Source organism: uncultured Boseongicola sp., assembly GCF_937988555.1.
In the GTDB taxonomy this organism is placed as follows: domain Bacteria; phylum Pseudomonadota; class Alphaproteobacteria; order Rhodobacterales; family Rhodobacteraceae; genus Boseongicola.
Genome location: NZ_CALJXO010000207.1, coordinates 50,017 through 67,832, shown reverse-complemented (window position 1 = coordinate 67,832; position 17,816 = coordinate 50,017). Strand labels below are relative to the sequence as shown.

Here is a 17,816-nt window from a genome sequence, read left to right as displayed (position 1 = left end):
CTCCAAATCCCCTACACACATTCTGGCGTACTCGCCTCTGCTCTGGCCATGGATAAAGAACGCACCAAGGCGGTCTTCCGCCGTGCTGGTATTCCTGTGACAGAAAGTCATTTGTTTTCCCGCGACGAGGTTGCAGGCAGCCATGTCATGGCCCCGCCTTACGTCATCAAGCCGAACAACGAAGGTTCGTCGGTCGGTATCTATATCGTGCCCGAAGGCGCGAGTGAACCACCCCTTATTGCCGAGAACATGCCTCAAACGCTTATGGTCGAGGCTTACATTCCGGGTCGCGAGCTCACGGTTTCGGTTCTTGAGGATCGCGCATTGTGCGTGACCGAGATCGTCACCGACGGCTGGTACGACTATCACGCCAAATATGCGCCGGGGGGCTCGCACCATGTTCTTCCCGCTGACATCCCTGCCGAAATTACCGAGGCCTGCATGAGCCACGCGGTCATTGCCCATAACGCTCTTGGGTGTCGCGGTCTGACTCGCACTGATTTCCGCTGGGATGACACAAAGGGCCTGCACGGCCTCATCACGCTTGAAACCAACACCCAGCCCGGCATGACGCCAACCTCGCTTGTGCCCGAACAGGCCCAACACTTTGGAATGTCATTTCCTGATCTGTGCGACTGGTTGGTGAAAGACGCCTCATGCGACAGATGAGAGATCCCGCCCCATCGCGCCTTGCCTACCGTATGAACCGGCTCATGCTGACGCCGCGCTTCAGAACTTTCCTGCGCTACGGGCTCCCGGTTTTAATCGTTGCCAGCATTGGCGCGTTTTGGGCCTCGGACACAGACCGCCGCGAGGACGCTTCGGACCGGATCGCTGAATTGCGCCGCCAAATCCAGGAACGGCCCGAGTTTATGGTCCGTATGATGGCCGTCGAAGACGTCACTGAAACCGTGGCCGTCGATATCCGTAGTATCCTTGCCATTGATTTTCCGCAGTCGTCGTTTGACCTCGACCTTGATGCAATCCGCGCTGCGGTCGAAACACTGGACGCGGTCGAAAGTGCTGCTGTGCAAATACGCGGCGGAGGTGTGCTTAGCATTGATGTGACCGAACGTGTTCCCGCGATCATTTGGCGGGAGGCAGAAGGCCTCAGTCTTTTGGACCGTGACGGACACCGTGTCTCAACCGTTGCGATGCGCAGTGACCGCTCGGATTTGCCGTTGATCGTCGGGCAGGGTGCCCATGATGCAGTGCCCGAGGCTTTGAACTTGATCGCTCTGTCAGCTCCCATCGCGCCGCGCCTCCGCGGCCTCTTGCGCGTGGGAGAGCGCCGTTGGGATCTTGTTTTGGATCGCGACCAACGCATTCAACTGCCGGAAAGCGACCCCACAACCGCATTGAAAAAAGTCATCGCCCTTGATGGCGCACAGGATCTTCTGGCCCGCGACATTGCGGCCATCGACTTTCGCAACCCACGCCGCCCGGTGCTACGTCTTACAACAGGGGCAATTGACGCCATGACAGACATCGAACTGACCGAGACCAGGGACACCCTCAGATGACCGATCTCTACGAAAGCCAGCGCGCCATGCGCGCCATGCGCCGCGCTGCGATGCAACGCGGAGTTATCGCGCTTTTGGATGTTGGTACGTCCAAAATCGCCTGCCTGATTCTCAGGTTCGACAGCGCAACAGGTCTCCCCGAAGGCGAAGGCATTGGCGCAATGGCCGGACAAAGCCGGTTCCGCGTTATTGGGGCCGCGACCACCCGGTCGCGCGGCGTCGAGCTTGGCGAAAGCTGCGCCATTCAGGAAACCGAGCGCGCAATACGCACCGCAGTGCAAGCCGCGCAAAAGATGGCGAACGTGCGTGTGGACCATGTGATTGCGTGCCTGTCTGGCGGCCAGCCTCGCTCGTATGGACTTGCGGGCACCGTCCTAGTTGACGGGGACGTGGTCGATGAACAGGACGTCGCGCGTGCTTTGGCGTCCTGCGATGTCCCTGACTATGGCTTGGAGCGTGATATACTCCATGCGCAGCCTGTCAACTTTGCCCTCGACCATCGCTCGGGGCTTACAGACCCACGTGGCCAGATCGGTCAGCGCCTTGCCTGCGACATGCATATGCTGACGGTAGATACCTCTGTTTTGCAGAACCTGATCTATTGCCTGAAGCGCTGTGATCTCGAACTGGCGGGGCTTGCGTCGTCGGCGTATATGTCCGGCATGTCAGCACTTGTGGAAGACGAACAGGAACTTGGCAGCGCGTGCATTGACCTTGGTGGGGGCACCACGGGCCTCTCGATCTTCATCAAGAAGCACATGATATACGCAGACAGTATCCGCATGGGCGGCGAACACATCACGCAAGACATCTCAAAAGGTCTGCAAGTCTCAACTGCCGTCGCCGAACGCATGAAGACGTTCCACGGAGGCGTTGTGGCGACCGGCATGGACGACCGTGAACTGATCGAAATTGGCGGCGAAACCGGCGATTGGGAGCATGATCGCCGCACCGTCAGCCGCGCGGAACTTATTGGTATCATGCGCCCCCGTGTGGAAGAGATTCTCGAAGAGGTGCGCGAACGCCTGGATGCGGCCGGATTTGAACATCTGCCATCGCAACAGATTGTGCTGACTGGCGGTGGCAGTCAAATCCCGGGCCTTGATCGACTTGCGCCAAAAATACTTGGCCAAGGCATCCGTATCGGTCGCCCGCTTCGTGTTCAAGGCTTGCCGCAGGCCGTGACCGGAGCGGCCTTTGCCAGTGCTGTTGGCCTCAGCCTCTTCGCTTCTCACCCGCAAGACGAATGGTGGGACTTTGAAATGCCAACCGACCGGAATGCCCATCGTTCTTTCAAGCGGGCCGTGCGCTGGTTCCGGGATAACTGGTGAGCAGGGCACGTGGTTCAGAGCGCTGCGTTTCGCCAAAGATCAATCGGCAAAGGCCCGCCTTTCGCGGGTCTACGGCGCACTTTTTAGGCGACGGCCCGAACCGAATCTGTTAAGTTATCCGCAAGGTTCGGAAAGAACCGTGAGAGAGGCGGAGCAGGTCACTCCATTATCGGATTACAACTCTTAGATGTGCATTCAGGCGCATCTTGAAGGCCGATTGTGTGAGCTTTAGTGGCTATGTAATTGAAATCCGCATGATCTTGCCGTTCGACCAAGATGCTGGGTGTGGCGGTCAAAAAATTGCCATATTTGGTGTCTTTCGCCGCGAATCGGGGTGACCTGACGTCGTCCACGCGGTAATGTCCAAGGACCCAAACGTCGGCGGCAGGCCGAAAATAAGGGCGCCCCTGCCCGGGGGTGCGATAACAACAGGCGGATTGAGTAATGACATTGAATTTAACGATGCCCACCCACGAAGAGCTCAAGCCACGGATCACCGTTTTTGGTGTCGGCGGTGCTGGCGGTAACGCTGTGAACAACATGATTGATAAGCAGCTTGAGGGCGTCGAATTCGTTGTTGCCAACACAGACGCGCAGGCGCTTCAACAGTCTGTCGCATCGACAAAAGTTCAGATGGGCATTCGCGTAACCGAGGGTCTTGGCGCAGGCGCGCGCCCTTCTGTTGGCGCCGCTGCGGCAGAAGAAACGATTGAAGAGATCGTTGACCACCTTGCAGGCGCTCACATGTGCTTCATCACAGCAGGTATGGGCGGAGGCACAGGCACGGGCGCGGCTCCGATCATTGCCCAGGCTGCGCGTGAATTGGGCGTACTGACGGTTGGCGTGGTTACCAAACCCTTCCAGTTTGAAGGCGCTAAGCGGATGCGCCAGGCGGAAGAGGGCATCGAAGCTCTGCAAAAGATGGTCGACACTTTGATCATTATTCCAAACCAAAACCTGTTCCGTCTTGCCAATGAGAAAACAACCTTCACCGAAGCGTTCTCGCTTGCCGATGATGTTCTGTATCAGGGCGTTAAGGGCGTGACCGACCTTATGGTTCGCCCGGGCCTTATCAATCTCGACTTTGCAGACGTTCGCGCTGTGATGGACGAGATGGGTAAAGCCATGATGGGAACCGGGGAAGGCGAAGGCGAAGATCGCGCGGTTCAAGCCGCCGAAAAGGCCATCGCTAATCCGCTTCTGGACGAGATCAGCCTCAAGGGTGCAAAGGGCGTCCTCATTAACATAACGGGCGGGCACGACCTTACGCTGTTCGAACTTGATGAAGCTGCGAATCGCATCCGCGAAGAAGTCGACGCCGACGCGAACATCATCGTGGGGTCGACGCTCGACACTGGTATGGAAGGTGTTATGCGCGTCAGCGTTGTCGCGACAGGCATTGATGCAAATTCAAATATGATGGACGCGCCGATCCAGCGTCGCAAAATGTCCGAGCCGCTTGCACATCAGCCCGCACCCGCAATGGACGCGCCGCTTGAGCCAGCCGTCGCTCATGTCGTCGCCGCACAGCAGGTCGAGCCATCGCTGTTCGAGGACATTCCGCCTGCTGTCGCGCAAGACGGTTTGCCGCTTCCGGCGTATCAGCCGCATCCCGAACCTGCCGCGGAGCAGGCGCCAGAAGCCACCTTCTCGCATCAGCCTGTCACACCACAAGGCCGCGCCGTACCAGGAACACCATCTCCTGAAGCGCTTGCACGTCTTGAGCGGGTGACTGGTCGTGCGCCGGGTTCCATGGCCGGATATCTTCCGGGCGAGGCACGTCGCCCCGCGGCAGTTGCACCCTCGCCGACAGCGGCAGCTACCCCCGTTGACGAGCGTCCGCGCTTTGGGATTAACAACCTGATCAACCGCATGTCAGGGGCTCAGGGTGGCGAAAGACAGCCTCAAATGGCACGCCAACAGCCCAACCTTGCACGGTCTGAACCACAGCAGGAAGTGTCGGAAGAGCAAGAGCGGATCGAGATTCCAGCCTTCTTGCGCCGTCAAGCGAACTAACGTCGCGTCACTAATTTGCATGGGAAAGGTCGGCAAGAGCCGACCTTTTTCTTTTGTATTACAATAATTTAGTGCGCGTAGTGCAGACGTTTGGCGGCAATTCGCCCAAATGTAACAGTGATGTTTCAGACTGTTACAATGATTGTGTTGAGGTGACGCGGCGCCCCGCCTAGCTAACGGTTGTCGGATCATGAGGCAGTGTCTGACCAAAAAAACAGGTACGATCGTGCAAACAACTCTGAAATCATCTGTGACTTTCACAGGCTCTGGTCTGCATACAGGGCGCATCGTCCGTATGACGATCCAGCCCGCGTCGGCCGAATACGGGATCTGGTTCCACCGGACCGATATCGAAGACCGCGATCCACTGGTTCCAGCACGGTGGAGCGCCGTGAACGATACACAGCTTTGTACCCGTATCGCGAATGCAGATGGCGTCAGCGTCTCGACCATCGAACACGTTATGGCCGCCCTTGCCGGCTGCGGTGTTCACAACGCCCTTGTCGAAATCGACGGCCCTGAAGTGCCCCTGATGGACGGCTCCTCTGCACAGTTCGTCACTGGCATACTTGCGCGCGGCCTCGTTCAACTTAATGCACCGGTGCGTGTTCTTGAAATCCTGAAGCCCGTGTCCGTGACGCGCGGTGATGCCTCCGCAACGCTCGAGCCAAGCGACCGGTTCACGATCGATTTTGAAATCGATTTCTCCGATGCCGCAATCGGCTATCAGGAAAAATCACTTGATATGGCGAACGGTGCTTTTGTGCGCGAGCTTTGTGACAGTCGCACATTCTGCCGCAAAGCCGACATCGATGCGATGCGTGCGCAAGGTAAGATCATTGGTGGCGACGTCACATCGGCAGTTGTGGTGGATGGAGACGCCATCATGACACCGGGCGGTATGCGTCACCACGATGAACCTGTCCGTCACAAGATGCTTGACGCTCTTGGTGATCTTGCGCTGGCAGGGGGCCCAATTCTTGGTCGTTACACCGGTGATAAAGCAGGCCATGCGCTGACAAACCTTCTGCTGCACGCAGTCTTCGCTGACCCGACGTCGTTTCGCCTTGTCGAATGTGATCCAAGCCGTGTTTCGCAGCTTCCAGGCTCTGGTCTTAGCGATGCGGACTATTCACTGATTGCAGCCTGACACGTCTTCGCGCTTCCTTTGGCCATTTTGCCCCAGAATTTTCTGTGCTACGAACACGATAAGTTCGTAATAGAAAGCGAGTTTTGATGCGTTTGGGTGGGTCTGCGCTCCGCAGTTTTGTGATGTTTGCCGTGACCGTGCTGACCTTGTCGGCCTGCGGTGCGTTAGGCGGACGTGAAGTCGATCGTCCGCTCGAAAGCTTTTCTGCGGAAGAACTCTACAAACGTGCGGAGTTCGAGCTGGAGTCTGAGGGAAACTCCGCCGAAGCCGCGCGCTTTTTCGGAGAAGTCGAACGTCTCTATCCCTATTCCGAGTGGGCACGTCGGGCGTTGGTGATGCAAGCATTCTCTTATCATCGTGATCGTGACTACGAAGCCAGCCGCGGCTCGGCGCAAAGGTTTCTCACAACATATCCTGCCGATGAAGACGCCGCATGGGCGCAATACCTCCTTGCGCTGTCCTATTACGATCAAATCGACGATGTCGGCCGTGATCAGGGTCTGACCTTTCAGGCGCTTCAGTCGCTTCGCGATGTGATCGAACAGTACCCAGACAGCGAATACGCGCGTTCTGCAATTTTGAAATTCGACCTTGCTTTTGACCACCTTGGTGGCAAGGAAATGGAAATCGGGCGCTATTATCTAAAGCGCGGCCACTACGTGGCGGCGATAAACCGGTTCCGCGTTGTCGTCGAAGATTTCCAGACGACCACCCATACGCCAGAAGCTTTGCACCGATTGGTCGAAGCCTATCTTGCTCTGGGCCTGACCGATGAAGCCCAAACCGCCGGCGCGATCCTTGGCTTCAACTATCAGTCGACCGTTTGGTACGAGGACAGTTTTGCGCTTTTGACGGGCCAAGGTTTGCGCCCTGAAGCCTCCGGAGACAACTGGCTGTCGGTGATCTTCCGACAGGTGATCCGCGGCGAGTGGCTCTGATCCGATGCTAAGAAGTCTCGAAATACGAGACATGTTAATCATCGACCGGTTGGAGTTGTTGCTTCAGCCGGGCCTTAATGTACTGACCGGGGAAACCGGTGCCGGTAAATCTATCCTTCTGGATTCGCTTGGTTTTGTCCTTGGTTGGCGTGGTCGTGCCGAGTTGGTTCGCGAAGGGGCAGATCAGGGCGAGGTCATCGCAGAGTTTGATCTGACGGTGGATCATCCCGCACGTGCTGTCCTTGCCGAGGCTGGCTTACCTGTCGGCGACACTCTGATATTGCGCCGGGTAAACGCCCGCGACGGGCGCAAAACCGCTTGGGTAAATGACCGTCGCGCCTCTGGCGAAGTGTTGCGGGCGCTGTCCGACACTTTGGTCGAGTTACACGGTCAGAACGATGACCGCGGATTACTGAACCCCAGCGGCCACCGTCGTCTTCTGGACACTTTCGGTGATCTGGACGATCTGGTTGCGCGATGTCGCGCGGCTTGGCGTGATCTTCAGGGCGCACGTGCCGCTTTGACCGAGGCTGAAGAGGTTGCGGCGGCATTGGCCGAGGAAGAAGATTTTCTGCGCCATGCCGTTGGCGAACTGACCGAGTTGTCGGCCGACGCTGGCGAAGATGCGAGCCTTGATAGCCGTCGTCGTATGATGCAGGGCGCTGAAAAAATCCGCGAAGACGTAACGCGCGCGTACACGGCTCTAGGGTCAGGCGGCGCCGAAGGAATGATGCGCGATGCATCGCGATGGCTTGATGAGGCGGCAGAGCAGGCGGAGGGCGCGCTTGATACGCCTATGGCCGCCCTAGAGCGTGCTATGGTCGAACTTGGAGACGCCGAAGACGGGGTTGCGCGCGCCCTCGAAGCGCTGGCTTTTGATGTGAGCGAGCTTGAGCGCGTCGAAGAGCGGTTATTTGCTATCCGTGCACTTGCTCGAAAACACAATGTATTGCCGGACGCTTTGTCGGACCTGACGGAAACACTCGGTGCCAAACTGGCCGCGCTTGATGGTGGTGCCGCCGAACTTGCGGACTTGAAAGCAGCCGTTTTGGACGCAGAAGACGTCTATGATACCGCAGCCGACGCGCTTGGTGCGGCGCGCGCGCAGGCGGCCGAGGCGCTCGATACGGCCATGGCCAAAGAGCTTGCTCCATTGAAGCTCGAGCGCGCTGTATTCGCGACGGACATCGCCGAAACGGATGCAGGGCCAGATGGTCGTGATACGGTCGCCTTCACCATCGCGACCAATCCCGGCGCGCCCTCAGGTGCCTTGAACAAGATTGCGTCGGGCGGCGAGTTAAGCCGGTTCCTGCTGGCTCTAAAGGTATGCCTTACTTCGGGCGTCGATGGTCTGACCCTTATATTTGATGAAATCGACCGCGGCGTTGGTGGGGCAACTGCCGATGCTGTGGGGCGAAGGTTGGCGGAATTATCGGTGGATTCTCAGGTGCTTGTGGTCACTCATTCACCTCAAGTAGCCGCACGGGGCGCGCATCACTGGCGCGTTGAAAAGAGTGTGACCAAGGGCGCAACCCTGTCCACAGTTGTCGCTCTGGACGATCTTGAACGGATTGATGAAGTCGCGCGTATGCTGTCGGGTGACACGGTCACGGATGCGGCACGCGTTGCGGCAAAGACGCTTCTAAACGCCTAAGTGCGCCGCCGCCGACTGCTGCGACGCGTCGAAACTGGTACATCATCGCCTGTTCCATCCGAGGCGGATGAAAACCCACCCAAAGCTGCCGTGATCTGATCAAGCGTCGGGCGCTCGCCCTTTGGAGTTTCTTCCAACGCAGCTCGCATCTTCACAAGATGATCCGGGGTTGTCCCACAACAGCCACCAATAATGGTCGCGCCTGAATTGCGGGCCAGCAAGGCATATTCGGCCATCAGATCGGGTGTGCCGTCATAGTGGATATGTCCGTCAACATATTTCGGAATGCCCGCATTCCCCTTTGCAATCAAAGGCGTCTCGGACCCCTGCGCTGCAAATCCAAGGATCGTACGCAACAAATCCGACGCGCCGACACCACAGTTCGCGCCGTACGCCAAAGGCGCGTGATCAAGCTTGCCGACAAGGTCTGACAGCCCCTGACTGGTCAGCCCCATCATTGTGCGTCCCGCCGTGTCGAAACTCATCGTGCCACACCACGGCATGCCGGCCAGAAGGGCGGCTTCAGCTGCAGCTCGGAATTCTTCAGGCGCGCTGATGGTCTCGACCCAAAGGACATCCGCGCCGCCCGCCTTCAGACCCTCAGCTTGCTCGTGGAACATCTCGACCGCGCCGGGATAAGTCAGCGCCCCCAACGGCTCCATGATTTCCCCCGTGGGGCCGACCGAGCCTGCTACGACCACCGAACGGCCCGAAGCATCAGCAATCTCGCGACCAATCTCGGCACCCGCTTTGTTGAGATCAAACACACGATCTTGCCCGTCGTGCAGTTTCAGACGCGCGGCATTGCCGCCAAAAGTATTTGTGAGAAAGATATCCGAGCCAGCATCAACCGAGCCCTTGTAGAGCGCTTTGATTTTTGCGGCCTCGTTGACGTTCCAGAACTCCGGCGCATCACCCGCCATTAGACCCATATTGAACAGGTTTGTCCCGGTGGCGCCATCGGCCAAAAGCCAGTCACGTTCCTTCAAAAGTATCGTCAGTCGGTCAGTCATCCGAGGAGGTCTCCACCTTAAAGTTGTGCCCAACTGACACGCGAGGATGGTTGGCGCAAATTATTTCTTTTCAGGACTGCCCGTCAGTTTCGCGCTAATACCATCCGTCACACCGGCGGCAGATGGACACTGGGAAATGACGTTGCTTCGGCCTGCTCAGCCCGTGCGCCGCAGCCCATTCGTGGCATCAAAAACATGGGCCTGTCCAGCTTGAACCGAAAACCGCATTTTCTGGCCTGAACTCTTCATAGGGTGCACGCCTTGCGGACTTATCGTGAAGCTTTGGGGATGATTGGTGAGTTTGCCGTGAAACAGCGTATTTGCTCCAAGCAGTTCCGTCATCTTAACTGTGACATGCAAGGAACCATCGTCGTCCAATTCCATATGCTCGGGGCGCACGCCCAACTTAACCGGACCATCCGCACCTACAGCATCGGCGACCACGACGACATCCAACAAAACTTTGCCGGCCTCAACGCGGGCGTCGATGTGAACCGCCCCTTGTTTGCCGGAGGCTCCAAAGCAAGTATGGATGGAGCCTATGAAAAATAGTAACAGAGCAAACAGATTTTCAACCGAAGTGCGGGCGCGCGCGGATCCGATGATATTTGAACATGAACACGAATACGCCAATCAATCTGCAGCGATTATGGCAATCGCGCCAAAGATCGGGTGTGTCCGGGCATCTTTGCGAGGTTCCTCACTGTAACACCTCACTGTGACAGACCCTTGGAATATTCTCTATAAAACAGTAGCTTATTAATATTAATTACTGTTTGAGAAGGTGGTGGAGCCAAGGGGAATCGAACCCCTGACCTCTTGCATGCCATGCAAGCGCTCTCCCAACTGAGCTATGGCCCCATCCGGGTGCGGGCAGTGCGAGACCGCCCGCGTGGGTTACTGATTTCGCCTTTTCAAAGCAAGCATAAAATCAGCGGTCAATCGTCGTCGTCAGCGGCAACATCGGCGATATCGTCAAGCGAAACATCGTCGTCATCGTCGTCATCTTCAAGGACATCATCGCCCAGATCGACGTCTGCATCATCCTCGTCGTCTTCGAGAACCACTTCTTCTTCGGCTTCTTTTACAGGCTTTGCGCTCGCATCCGGTTTATCAGCAACCATCGTCCGGCTGGCTTTGCCAGTCTCGATGTTGACGACTTCGCCCGTATACGGGCTGACCACCGGATTGGTGTTCATATCGTAAAACCGCTTGCCCGATGTTGGGCATAGGCGTTTTGTGCCCCATTCTTCCTTCGGCATAGGTAGTCCTTCGTTCAGGAGGTCCGTGTGGAATGTCGCGCCAACTGCCATATGTACCAGCGTCTGTCAAAGCCTTTTGACGCTGTATCTGCCCTTGTCGAGCGAACACAGTCAAAGCTAGGGTCTCTAAAAGCACAAGTACAACAATCGAGGCATGGACATGGGTTGGTTGAGGCCATTGGACAACCCCGGAGATGGGATCACAATCCGCCGAATAGCGCGGGCGCGGCGCATGACGCTGCGGGTTTCGCGTCTGGATGGGTGTGTGACCTTGACGATGCCGCTTTCAACAACCGACCGCGCGGCGCGGGCTTTCCTTGATGACCACGCCGAATGGATCTTCAACGCGCGCCAGAAAACTGCGCCTGCAACCCCCTTGCGCGTCGGGACTGACCTGCCCGTTGAAGGCACGGTGCGCCGGATCGAACAGGGGCATGGGCGTCAGGCGCGGATATTCGATCAACGTATCGAAATGCCGACGCCGCGCGCGCTTACGTCGACGCTAAGACACCTCGCCCGTGACCGGGCCCTGCCGCGGATTGATCACTACAGCGCGCGCGTGGGGCGCACGGTCACAGGTGTCAGCTTCCGCGATACTCGATCACGCTGGGGGTCATGCACCTCGCAAGGCAAGCTGATGTTGTCATGGCGTCTTATCCTCGCTCCACCCGAGATTTTTGACTACGTGATCGCCCACGAGGTCGCCCACCTTGTCGAAATGAACCACTCGCGTGCCTTCTGGTCGGTCGTTGAAACCCTACGCCCCGATTACCGCGCTTCGAAAAACTGGCTCAAAACGGATGGCCCGGGGCTTCATCGGTATCGCTTTGATTGACGCGGGCGTGGCTTTTGTGATCACAGTGTTCACATGTTAAGTCGTACCGCCGATCCACTTCCCGCCGCCCACGATCGCGTCTACCGCGTCTTGCGCGCCCGTATCATGCACGGAGAAATCGACCCCGGCGACGCCCTGACATTGCGTGGCGTCGGCAAAGACTTCGGGGTCTCGATGACACCGGCACGCGAAGCTATCCGGCGCCTTGTTGCCGAAGGTGCGCTGACGCTTTCGGTATCGGGGCGCGTCTCGACGCCCGAATTATCTAACGACCGCATCGAGGAACTTGCTGCTTTGCGCGCCCTCATCGAAACCGAACTTGCCAGCCGGGCACTGCCTCGCGCTCATATGGCTTTGATCGAACGCCTCGGGCTGATAAACAACGTTATCTCTGAGGCCATCGTCAAAGGCGATGCCGTTGCCTACATCCGCACGAACCTCGAATTTCACCGAACGCTCTATTTGCGCGCTCAGGCCCCTGCGATGCTTGCCATGGCCGAGACAGTGTGGCTGCAGCTTGGCCCGACCATGCGGGCACTCTACGGGCGTCTCAAGCGCACCGAGGTGCCAAAGGACCACCGTCTGATCCTTGCCGCCCTCAGGGCTGGCGACGAGCCGGGGTTACGCCTTGCGGTGCGCAGCGATGTCACACAAGGCCTCAGGATGCTGGCGAATTAGGCCGTGTGGGCGTCGTCGAGTGATCTCCTAGAAAGGATTTCAGGATTTCCGCCACGCGCCCCGGATGCGTCTGAGGGAAATTATGCGTGCCTGTAGGCAATTCCACATGATGCGCATTCGGGTTCAACGCCGCCAAGGTCCCCATGGCAGAAATCGAGATAACCCCATCCTCACGTCCCCAGATAGCCAGCACCGGTGTGTCATAATCAGTAATCGCGCGGTGATCCTCGTCCAGCGTTTTTGCCAGGATATGGCGGCGCGAAGACAAAAGAGACGGCAAGTACCCGCGTTTGCGCGTTTCTGATGCAAGCCGCTCCGACAGGTTCGGGATCACGGTTGGCGCGGCGCCTTCCCCAGCCAATTCGCGGCGCAAATCCCAGCCACCCGCCACCGGCATCAGCCAATCGCCAATCACCGGGTACGTCCACAAACGATCCTTCGGTGTTGTATAGACCGGCTGCAGACCGGACGGGGCCATCAAGATCAATGCTTTGATATTCAGGCCTTCTTCGGCGGCAAAGGCTGTCGCCAGGCTACCTCCCATGGAATAGCCAACCACGGTCAAAGGCCCGTGGATCCCGAGGTGATCCAACAGATCCCGCAATTGGCGCAGGAAATAGTCTATATCCTGCCGACCGCGCGGCCTCGACGACCAGCCCCGTCCATAAAGATCATACGTCAACACACGATATCCCAACGCCGCTAACGCGCGCGCCGTCCCTGCGAAGATAAACTGAGGCGAGGACAGCCCGTGAATACAAACCGCGATGGGTCCGCGCTTTGGGCCAGTCCAGCGATAATGCGTCCGCCCCGATGGCAGCTCTGCGATATTGCCGGGTGCGAGGCTTTGCGCGGCACGTGTCATAGGCTGGCGCAATGCTTCCGCAATCAGGGGAGCGGCAGCAACCGCGCCTAAAGCGACCCATCCGATTAAACTCATGCGCCCATCATAGCCGGTTTGGCCCCTCAAGTGTCGCCCGCCGCCGCGCGGCCGCTTCACGCCAGATCAGCACCATCCCCGCGATCAGGATCAAAGCGATACCGCATAAGGCCGCTCCATCCGGAATTTCTGCAAACAATACGATCCCAAAAACCACCGAAAGAGGCAGCGCAATATATTCAAACGGCGCTACCAAGGCCGCTTCCGAGCGGCGATAGGCCTGCGATATCATATAGCCACCGACAGAAGTCACCACGCCTGAAAACACCATCAACGACAGATCAAACGCCGCTGGCCACTCCCATGCGCGGAACAAAAACACCGCTGACGGATGGTCAAACACGTTGAATTCGCCGTGCCCAAGCACCAGTCCGGCGGTGGTCGACACCATCAGGAATGTGCCCTGAATATAAAAGACCATCGCCGTCGCGTTTTCGGTTCCGCCAATGCGCCGCGTCAGGATGTGTAGGAACGCATAGCCCACCGCCGCCAGCAGCGGCAAAAGCGAGGCAATCTGAAACGCGCTCGTTCCCGGACGGACCACGATCAAGACACCGACCAGCCCAAGCAGGATCGCCGCCCAGCGGCGTGGTCCGACGTATTCGCCGAGGAAAACCACCGAAAAGACCGAGATCAAAAGCGGGCTCACAAAGAAGATCGCCACGGCATCAGCAAGGGGCAGGGCCGCCAGTGCCAGAAAAAAGCAGAAGTTCGCAAAGACGACGCAAAGCCCGCGCAATAGGTGTGTTTTTAGTTTGTGAGTCTTTAGCATCGCCATAGTTCCGGTGAGAGGCACCAAAACGGCCAGCACAAACAAAAGCCCCACGGTCGAACGCAGGAACATCACCTGATACAACGGATAATCCCCGGACAGGAACTTAATTATCACGTCATTCACTGAAAACGCCGTGACAGCGGCAAGCGCCCAATAGGCGCCAGTGAAGGTTGTCCGTTCTGCGTCGGTCAATGACATATCAAACCAGAAATAAGGAGCGCGACGCGCGTTATCGCAGGGCATGCTCCAGTGCGTCGAGAAAACGCGACCGATCTGCCTTTGTAAAGCCTTTGCCGCCGCCTTGGCGGAACGGATCCGCGGCGCGCAGATCAGCCGCAAGATCGCGCATCGCCAGTGCATTTCCGACATTGGTAGCGGTCAACCGCTCGCCATTGGGCTTTAAGACAAGCGCACCCGCTTCAACCGCGCGCGCGGCCAAGGGAATGTCGCTGGTAATCACCACATCTCCGGGGCCCACTCGCTCAGCGATCCAGATGTCAGCAACATCCGGGCCATCTGCGACATAAACCATCTCAACCAATGGATTGGTGGAAGGGCGAAGCCCGCCATTGGCGACCATCTTCACTTCGACCTTGCGCCGCGTCGCTACCGCTTCAACTTGGGCTTTGACCGGGCAGGCGTCTGCATCGACGTAAATTATCGCCAAAGTGCTTCCCCATGAAACGCAAGGTGTTCCTCCATGAAGGTCGACACAAAGAAATACGAGTGATCATAACCCTTTTGCATCCGCACCGTGGCTTCCGTGCGCCGCCGCATCAACGCTTCGGCCAGGCATTCGGTCTTCAACAAATGACCAAACTGATCGTCTGTTCCCGTATCAATCAGCACTGGCAGGCCGTCAAAAGCACCGCCTTCGGCAAGCGTTGTCGCATCATGCGCAGCCCCCGCCTCGACGCTACCAAGATAGGCTTCAAACTGCTTTTTGCCCCAATCGCTCACGGTTGGATTGCAGATAGGAGAGAACGCCGACACAGATCGGAATCTTCCTGGCGACTTCGCCGCAAGCGTCAACGCACCGTGGCCACCCATTGAATGGCCTGTGATTGCCTGACGGTCGCGGTCCAGCGGAAATGCGTCGAATATCAGCGCCGGCAAATCCTCAAGCACATAGGTCTGCATGCTAAAATGTGAGGCCCAAGGCGCTTCGGTAGCATCGATGTAAAACCCGGCACCCTGTCCGAGATCATAATCGTCATGATTGGCGACATCTTCACCGCGCGGTGACGTGTCCGGAAATACAATCGCCACTCCGTGCTCGGCCGCCCAAGCCTGCGCGCCAGACTTCACCATCGCGTTCTCGTGGGTGCAAGTCAGACCGGACAGATACCAAAGGACCGGCACCGGCCTATCGGCTGCCTCCTCTGGCACAAACAACCCAAAAGTCATTGTGCCGGTCGTTGCACGTGACGTATGAGAATAGACCCCCTGCACACCGCCAAAACACCGATTTTCAGACAGCGTTTCCATCATATCCATCCTTCCTTTAGCTTGCGCTGATCCAAGCAATCACCGCCGACACCGTCACAATTGAGGCCGCCGTCGAAATCAGTATCGAAGCCGACACCCGCGTTGGCGCAACGCCATAATGCTGCGCCAGAATATAGACATTGCCCGCCACCGGAAGGGCGGCCGCGGCGATCATCACACCCGCTGCATAGGGATCAACCGGCCAGATAAACAACGCCGCGATCGCCACAGCACCCGGATGGAGCACCAGTTTAGCAAACGACAGCCACCCCGCCACCGACAAGCGTTCGGCCGACTTGCTTGCCAGGCTCGCACCGATTGCGAAAAGAGCGCCGGGGGTTGCTGCCGCACCAAGCAAAGTCAGAAACTCGCCCACCGGGGCCGGGATCGGAATGCTAAGTGCCGACCAAAGCAACCCAAGCGTGATCGAAACGATCATCGGGTTTTTCAACAGACCCAACGCCACAGTGCGCAGGACACCGATTGACATACGCCCATCTCTCGATCCGGTTATCAGGATCACAATCAGGCTACCAAAGAAGATCAGATCGACCGCTAAGACCAGAATGACCGGCCCGACGGCCTCGGCCCCAAGCAACAACGTTAGCATTGGCACGCCTAAGAAACCAACGTTGCCAATGACCCCGCACTGCGCCTCGAAAGCCGCCTCTGCGACGGGGCGCTTTCGGATCACTGCCACGAAAGTGACCAGCAAATAGACCAGCAAAGAGGCCGACAAATAAGCGGTGACGAAGGTCCAGTCGATAATCTCGGCAATTGACAGATTCGCAGTAAAGCCAAAAAGCATGGCCGAAAGCGCGAAATAGAACACGAATTTCGTCAGATAGGCCGTCGCCTCTTCGGTGAAAAAACGCGTGCGGCCACTTGCGTAGCCAAGCGCGATAATTGCGAAAAACGGCAATGTTTTTAGAAAGATATCCCACATATTACCGCCGCGTAGCACGTTGAGTAGATCGGCTCAAAGCGAAACGCCAAGGCGGGGCGAAAAAAAAGACCGGGCGCAAAGCCCGGCCAGTCTAACAGGGAGGTAAACTACAGTGGCAAAGCCACCTCGTTCAACAAGGACTTAGGCACCCAAAGCGCCCCAATCAAGAATTTTCTGACCATTTGGTAAGCAAACCGGCTATGCAGTAGGCGCATGGCAAACAATCCCGCGTCGTGCTGAAGCGCTGCGGCCTTGATGCGTTTGCGTTGTGCGATGATCTCTTCCGTCACAAAGTCACGAAACGCCGCGATCCGGCGTGACTGCCGCAATTCTTCAGGATAGGCCAGAAACACAGGGATTTCATTGCTTTCCACTTCGGGCAGAACGCGTTGAGCATCCTGAATATCTTCCACCACATAATCCGGCAGAATGCCTATGCCCAGATTTGACCGCATCGCCTGCAACACGCCAAAATAGTTGTTCACGGTCAGCCGCGAAGTGACATCATGGGTCAACAACTCTTTCACAAGACTTGCGCCCGCAATCACTTGCGTCGCTTGCGTGTTGAGATAAATCAGTCGGTGTTTTTTCAGATCATCCAGCGTCTCCGGCACGCCTCGGCGCGCAAGATACTCAGGCGTCGCATAAAGCCGCATATGAACGGTCATCAATCTACGACGGATCAGGTCGGCCTGGCTTGGCTCTTTCATCCGTATAGCCACATCTGCCTCGCGCATAGGCAAATCCAGCACGCGCTCGTCCAACATCAGGTCGATATTCAGCTCTGGGTACTTGTCATAAAGTTTGGACAGTCGCGGCGCCAACCAAAGCGAGCCGAACCCGATCGTTGTCGTAACCCGCAATTCGCCGAAGACTTCTTCCTCGCTGTCGCGGATGCGGGCTTCGGCCGTGTCCAGGCGTCGTGACATCGCTGACGCCGCATCAAACAGTAATTCGCCCTGCTCGGTCAGGATCAGCCCCCGCGCGTGTCGGTGAAAAAGCGTCGTGTTCAGGCTTTCTTCCAACGCCCGTATTTGCCGTGAAACGGCAGATTGGCTCAAGTGCAGAACGTCGCCCGCGTGGGTCAGACTTCCCGCATCGGCCACGGCGTGAAATATTCGCAGCTTGTCCCAGTCCATATCAGAGCTTTCTGTCGGTGGTGGCGGTAACAGGTTGCAACTGCTTACCCGCAGGCCCGCTACAAATGCAAATGCCGACATGACAAAGGTTTCATTTGTAGGTCAGAGTGTTTGACCTATACTTGACC

At 57.5% G+C, this 17,816-nt stretch carries 19 protein-coding genes and 1 tRNA gene; 10 read left to right on the top strand and 10 right to left on the bottom strand.

Annotated features, from left to right (window positions below):
• The 7 genes from Q1B15_RS12325 to recN all read left to right on the top strand — a co-directional run.
• Positions 1–669 (top strand): D-alanine--D-alanine ligase (locus tag Q1B15_RS12325; RefSeq protein ID WP_299754026.1); only part of this gene is annotated, 669 nt, incomplete at its 5' end.
• On the top strand, positions 657–1,523 hold the full coding sequence (locus Q1B15_RS12320; protein ID WP_299754025.1) for a cell division protein FtsQ/DivIB: 867 nt from the start codon (positions 657–659) through the stop codon (positions 1,521–1,523). The genes Q1B15_RS12325 and Q1B15_RS12320, both read left to right, overlap by 13 nt.
• Entirely contained in the window at positions 1,520–2,854 is a 1,335-nt protein-coding gene (gene ftsA, locus Q1B15_RS12315; RefSeq protein ID WP_299754024.1) for a cell division protein FtsA, read from the top strand. Before Q1B15_RS12320 ends, ftsA begins: the two co-directional genes overlap by 4 nt.
• A gap of 444 nt (positions 2,855–3,298) precedes the next feature.
• Entirely contained in the window at positions 3,299–4,870 is a 1,572-nt protein-coding gene (gene ftsZ, locus Q1B15_RS12310; protein ID WP_299754023.1) for a cell division protein FtsZ, read from the top strand.
• A 226-nt stretch (positions 4,871–5,096) separates the two neighbouring features.
• Positions 5,097–6,020: a UDP-3-O-acyl-N-acetylglucosamine deacetylase gene (lpxC, locus tag Q1B15_RS12305; RefSeq protein WP_299754022.1), complete on the top strand. Its 924-nt coding sequence runs from the start codon at positions 5,097–5,099 to the stop codon at positions 6,018–6,020.
• A 122-nt stretch (positions 6,021–6,142) separates the two neighbouring features.
• Positions 6,143–6,958 carry an outer membrane protein assembly factor BamD gene (locus tag Q1B15_RS12300; RefSeq protein ID WP_299754021.1) on the top strand — a complete coding sequence of 272 codons (816 nt, stop codon included), beginning with the start codon at positions 6,143–6,145 and terminating at the stop codon, positions 6,956–6,958.
• A 4-nt stretch (positions 6,959–6,962) separates the two neighbouring features.
• Positions 6,963–8,612, top strand: a complete 1,650-nt coding sequence (gene recN, locus Q1B15_RS12295) for a DNA repair protein RecN (RefSeq protein WP_299754020.1) — start codon at positions 6,963–6,965, stop codon at positions 8,610–8,612.
• Here recN and bmt read toward each other — a convergent pair.
• Both bmt and Q1B15_RS23495 read right to left on the bottom strand, forming a co-directional pair.
• Positions 8,609–9,625, bottom strand: a complete 1,017-nt coding sequence (bmt, locus tag Q1B15_RS12290; RefSeq protein ID WP_299754019.1) for a betaine--homocysteine S-methyltransferase — start codon at positions 9,623–9,625, stop codon at positions 8,609–8,611. The genes recN and bmt overlap by 4 nt on opposite strands.
• A 156-nt stretch (positions 9,626–9,781) precedes the next feature.
• Entirely contained in the window at positions 9,782–9,985 is a 204-nt protein-coding gene (locus tag Q1B15_RS23495) for a hypothetical protein (protein WP_366141724.1), read from the bottom strand.
• Here Q1B15_RS23495 and Q1B15_RS12285 point away from each other — a divergent pair.
• Entirely contained in the window at positions 9,887–10,177 is a 291-nt protein-coding gene (locus Q1B15_RS12285; RefSeq protein ID WP_299754018.1) for a hypothetical protein, read from the top strand. The two genes, Q1B15_RS23495 and Q1B15_RS12285, sit on opposite strands and share 99 nt — an antisense overlap.
• A 233-nt stretch (positions 10,178–10,410) precedes the next feature.
• Here the strand turns inward: Q1B15_RS12285 and Q1B15_RS12280 are convergent.
• Positions 10,411–10,486, bottom strand: a tRNA-Ala gene (locus Q1B15_RS12280).
• Between the two features lie 77 nt (positions 10,487–10,563).
• A complete protein-coding gene (locus Q1B15_RS12275) occupies positions 10,564–10,887 on the bottom strand; it encodes a TIGR02300 family protein (protein WP_299754017.1) in 324 nt (107 codons plus the stop codon).
• Positions 10,888–11,047: 160 nt separating this feature from the next.
• Here Q1B15_RS12275 and Q1B15_RS12270 point away from each other — a divergent pair, with 160 nt between their 5' ends.
• Entirely contained in the window at positions 11,048–11,722 is a 675-nt protein-coding gene (locus Q1B15_RS12270) for a SprT family zinc-dependent metalloprotease (RefSeq protein WP_299754016.1), read from the top strand.
• A gap of 33 nt (positions 11,723–11,755) precedes the next feature.
• On the top strand, positions 11,756–12,400 hold the full coding sequence (locus Q1B15_RS12265) for a GntR family transcriptional regulator (protein ID WP_299754015.1): 645 nt from the start codon (positions 11,756–11,758) through the stop codon (positions 12,398–12,400).
• Here Q1B15_RS12265 and Q1B15_RS12260 read toward each other — a convergent pair.
• The 6 genes from Q1B15_RS12260 to Q1B15_RS12235 all read right to left on the bottom strand — a co-directional run bounded on the left by Q1B15_RS12260 (position 12,381) and on the right by Q1B15_RS12235 (position 17,688).
• Positions 12,381–13,340: an alpha/beta hydrolase gene (locus Q1B15_RS12260; protein ID WP_299754014.1), complete on the bottom strand. Its 960-nt coding sequence runs from the start codon at positions 13,338–13,340 to the stop codon at positions 12,381–12,383. The genes Q1B15_RS12265 and Q1B15_RS12260 overlap by 20 nt on opposite strands.
• Before the next feature lie 7 nt (positions 13,341–13,347).
• Positions 13,348–14,313, bottom strand: a complete 966-nt coding sequence (locus tag Q1B15_RS12255) for a DMT family transporter (RefSeq protein WP_299754013.1) — start codon at positions 14,311–14,313, stop codon at positions 13,348–13,350.
• A 31-nt stretch (positions 14,314–14,344) separates the two neighbouring features.
• Positions 14,345–14,782 (bottom strand): YaiI/YqxD family protein, encoded by a 438-nt coding sequence (locus Q1B15_RS12250; protein WP_299754012.1) that lies wholly within the window; start codon positions 14,780–14,782, stop codon positions 14,345–14,347.
• Positions 14,773–15,603 (bottom strand): S-formylglutathione hydrolase, encoded by an 831-nt coding sequence (fghA, locus tag Q1B15_RS12245; RefSeq protein WP_299754033.1) that lies wholly within the window; start codon positions 15,601–15,603, stop codon positions 14,773–14,775. The genes Q1B15_RS12250 and fghA overlap by 10 nt, the downstream gene beginning before the upstream one ends.
• Positions 15,604–15,619: 16 nt before the next feature.
• Positions 15,620–16,549 carry an AEC family transporter gene (locus Q1B15_RS12240; protein ID WP_299754011.1) on the bottom strand — a complete coding sequence of 310 codons (930 nt, stop codon included), beginning with the start codon at positions 16,547–16,549 and terminating at the stop codon, positions 15,620–15,622.
• 107 nt (positions 16,550–16,656) lie between these two features.
• Positions 16,657–17,688, bottom strand: coding sequence for a LysR family transcriptional regulator (locus Q1B15_RS12235; RefSeq protein WP_299754032.1), 1,032 nt, complete (start codon positions 17,686–17,688; stop codon positions 16,657–16,659).
• Positions 17,689–17,816 lie beyond the last annotated feature (128 nt).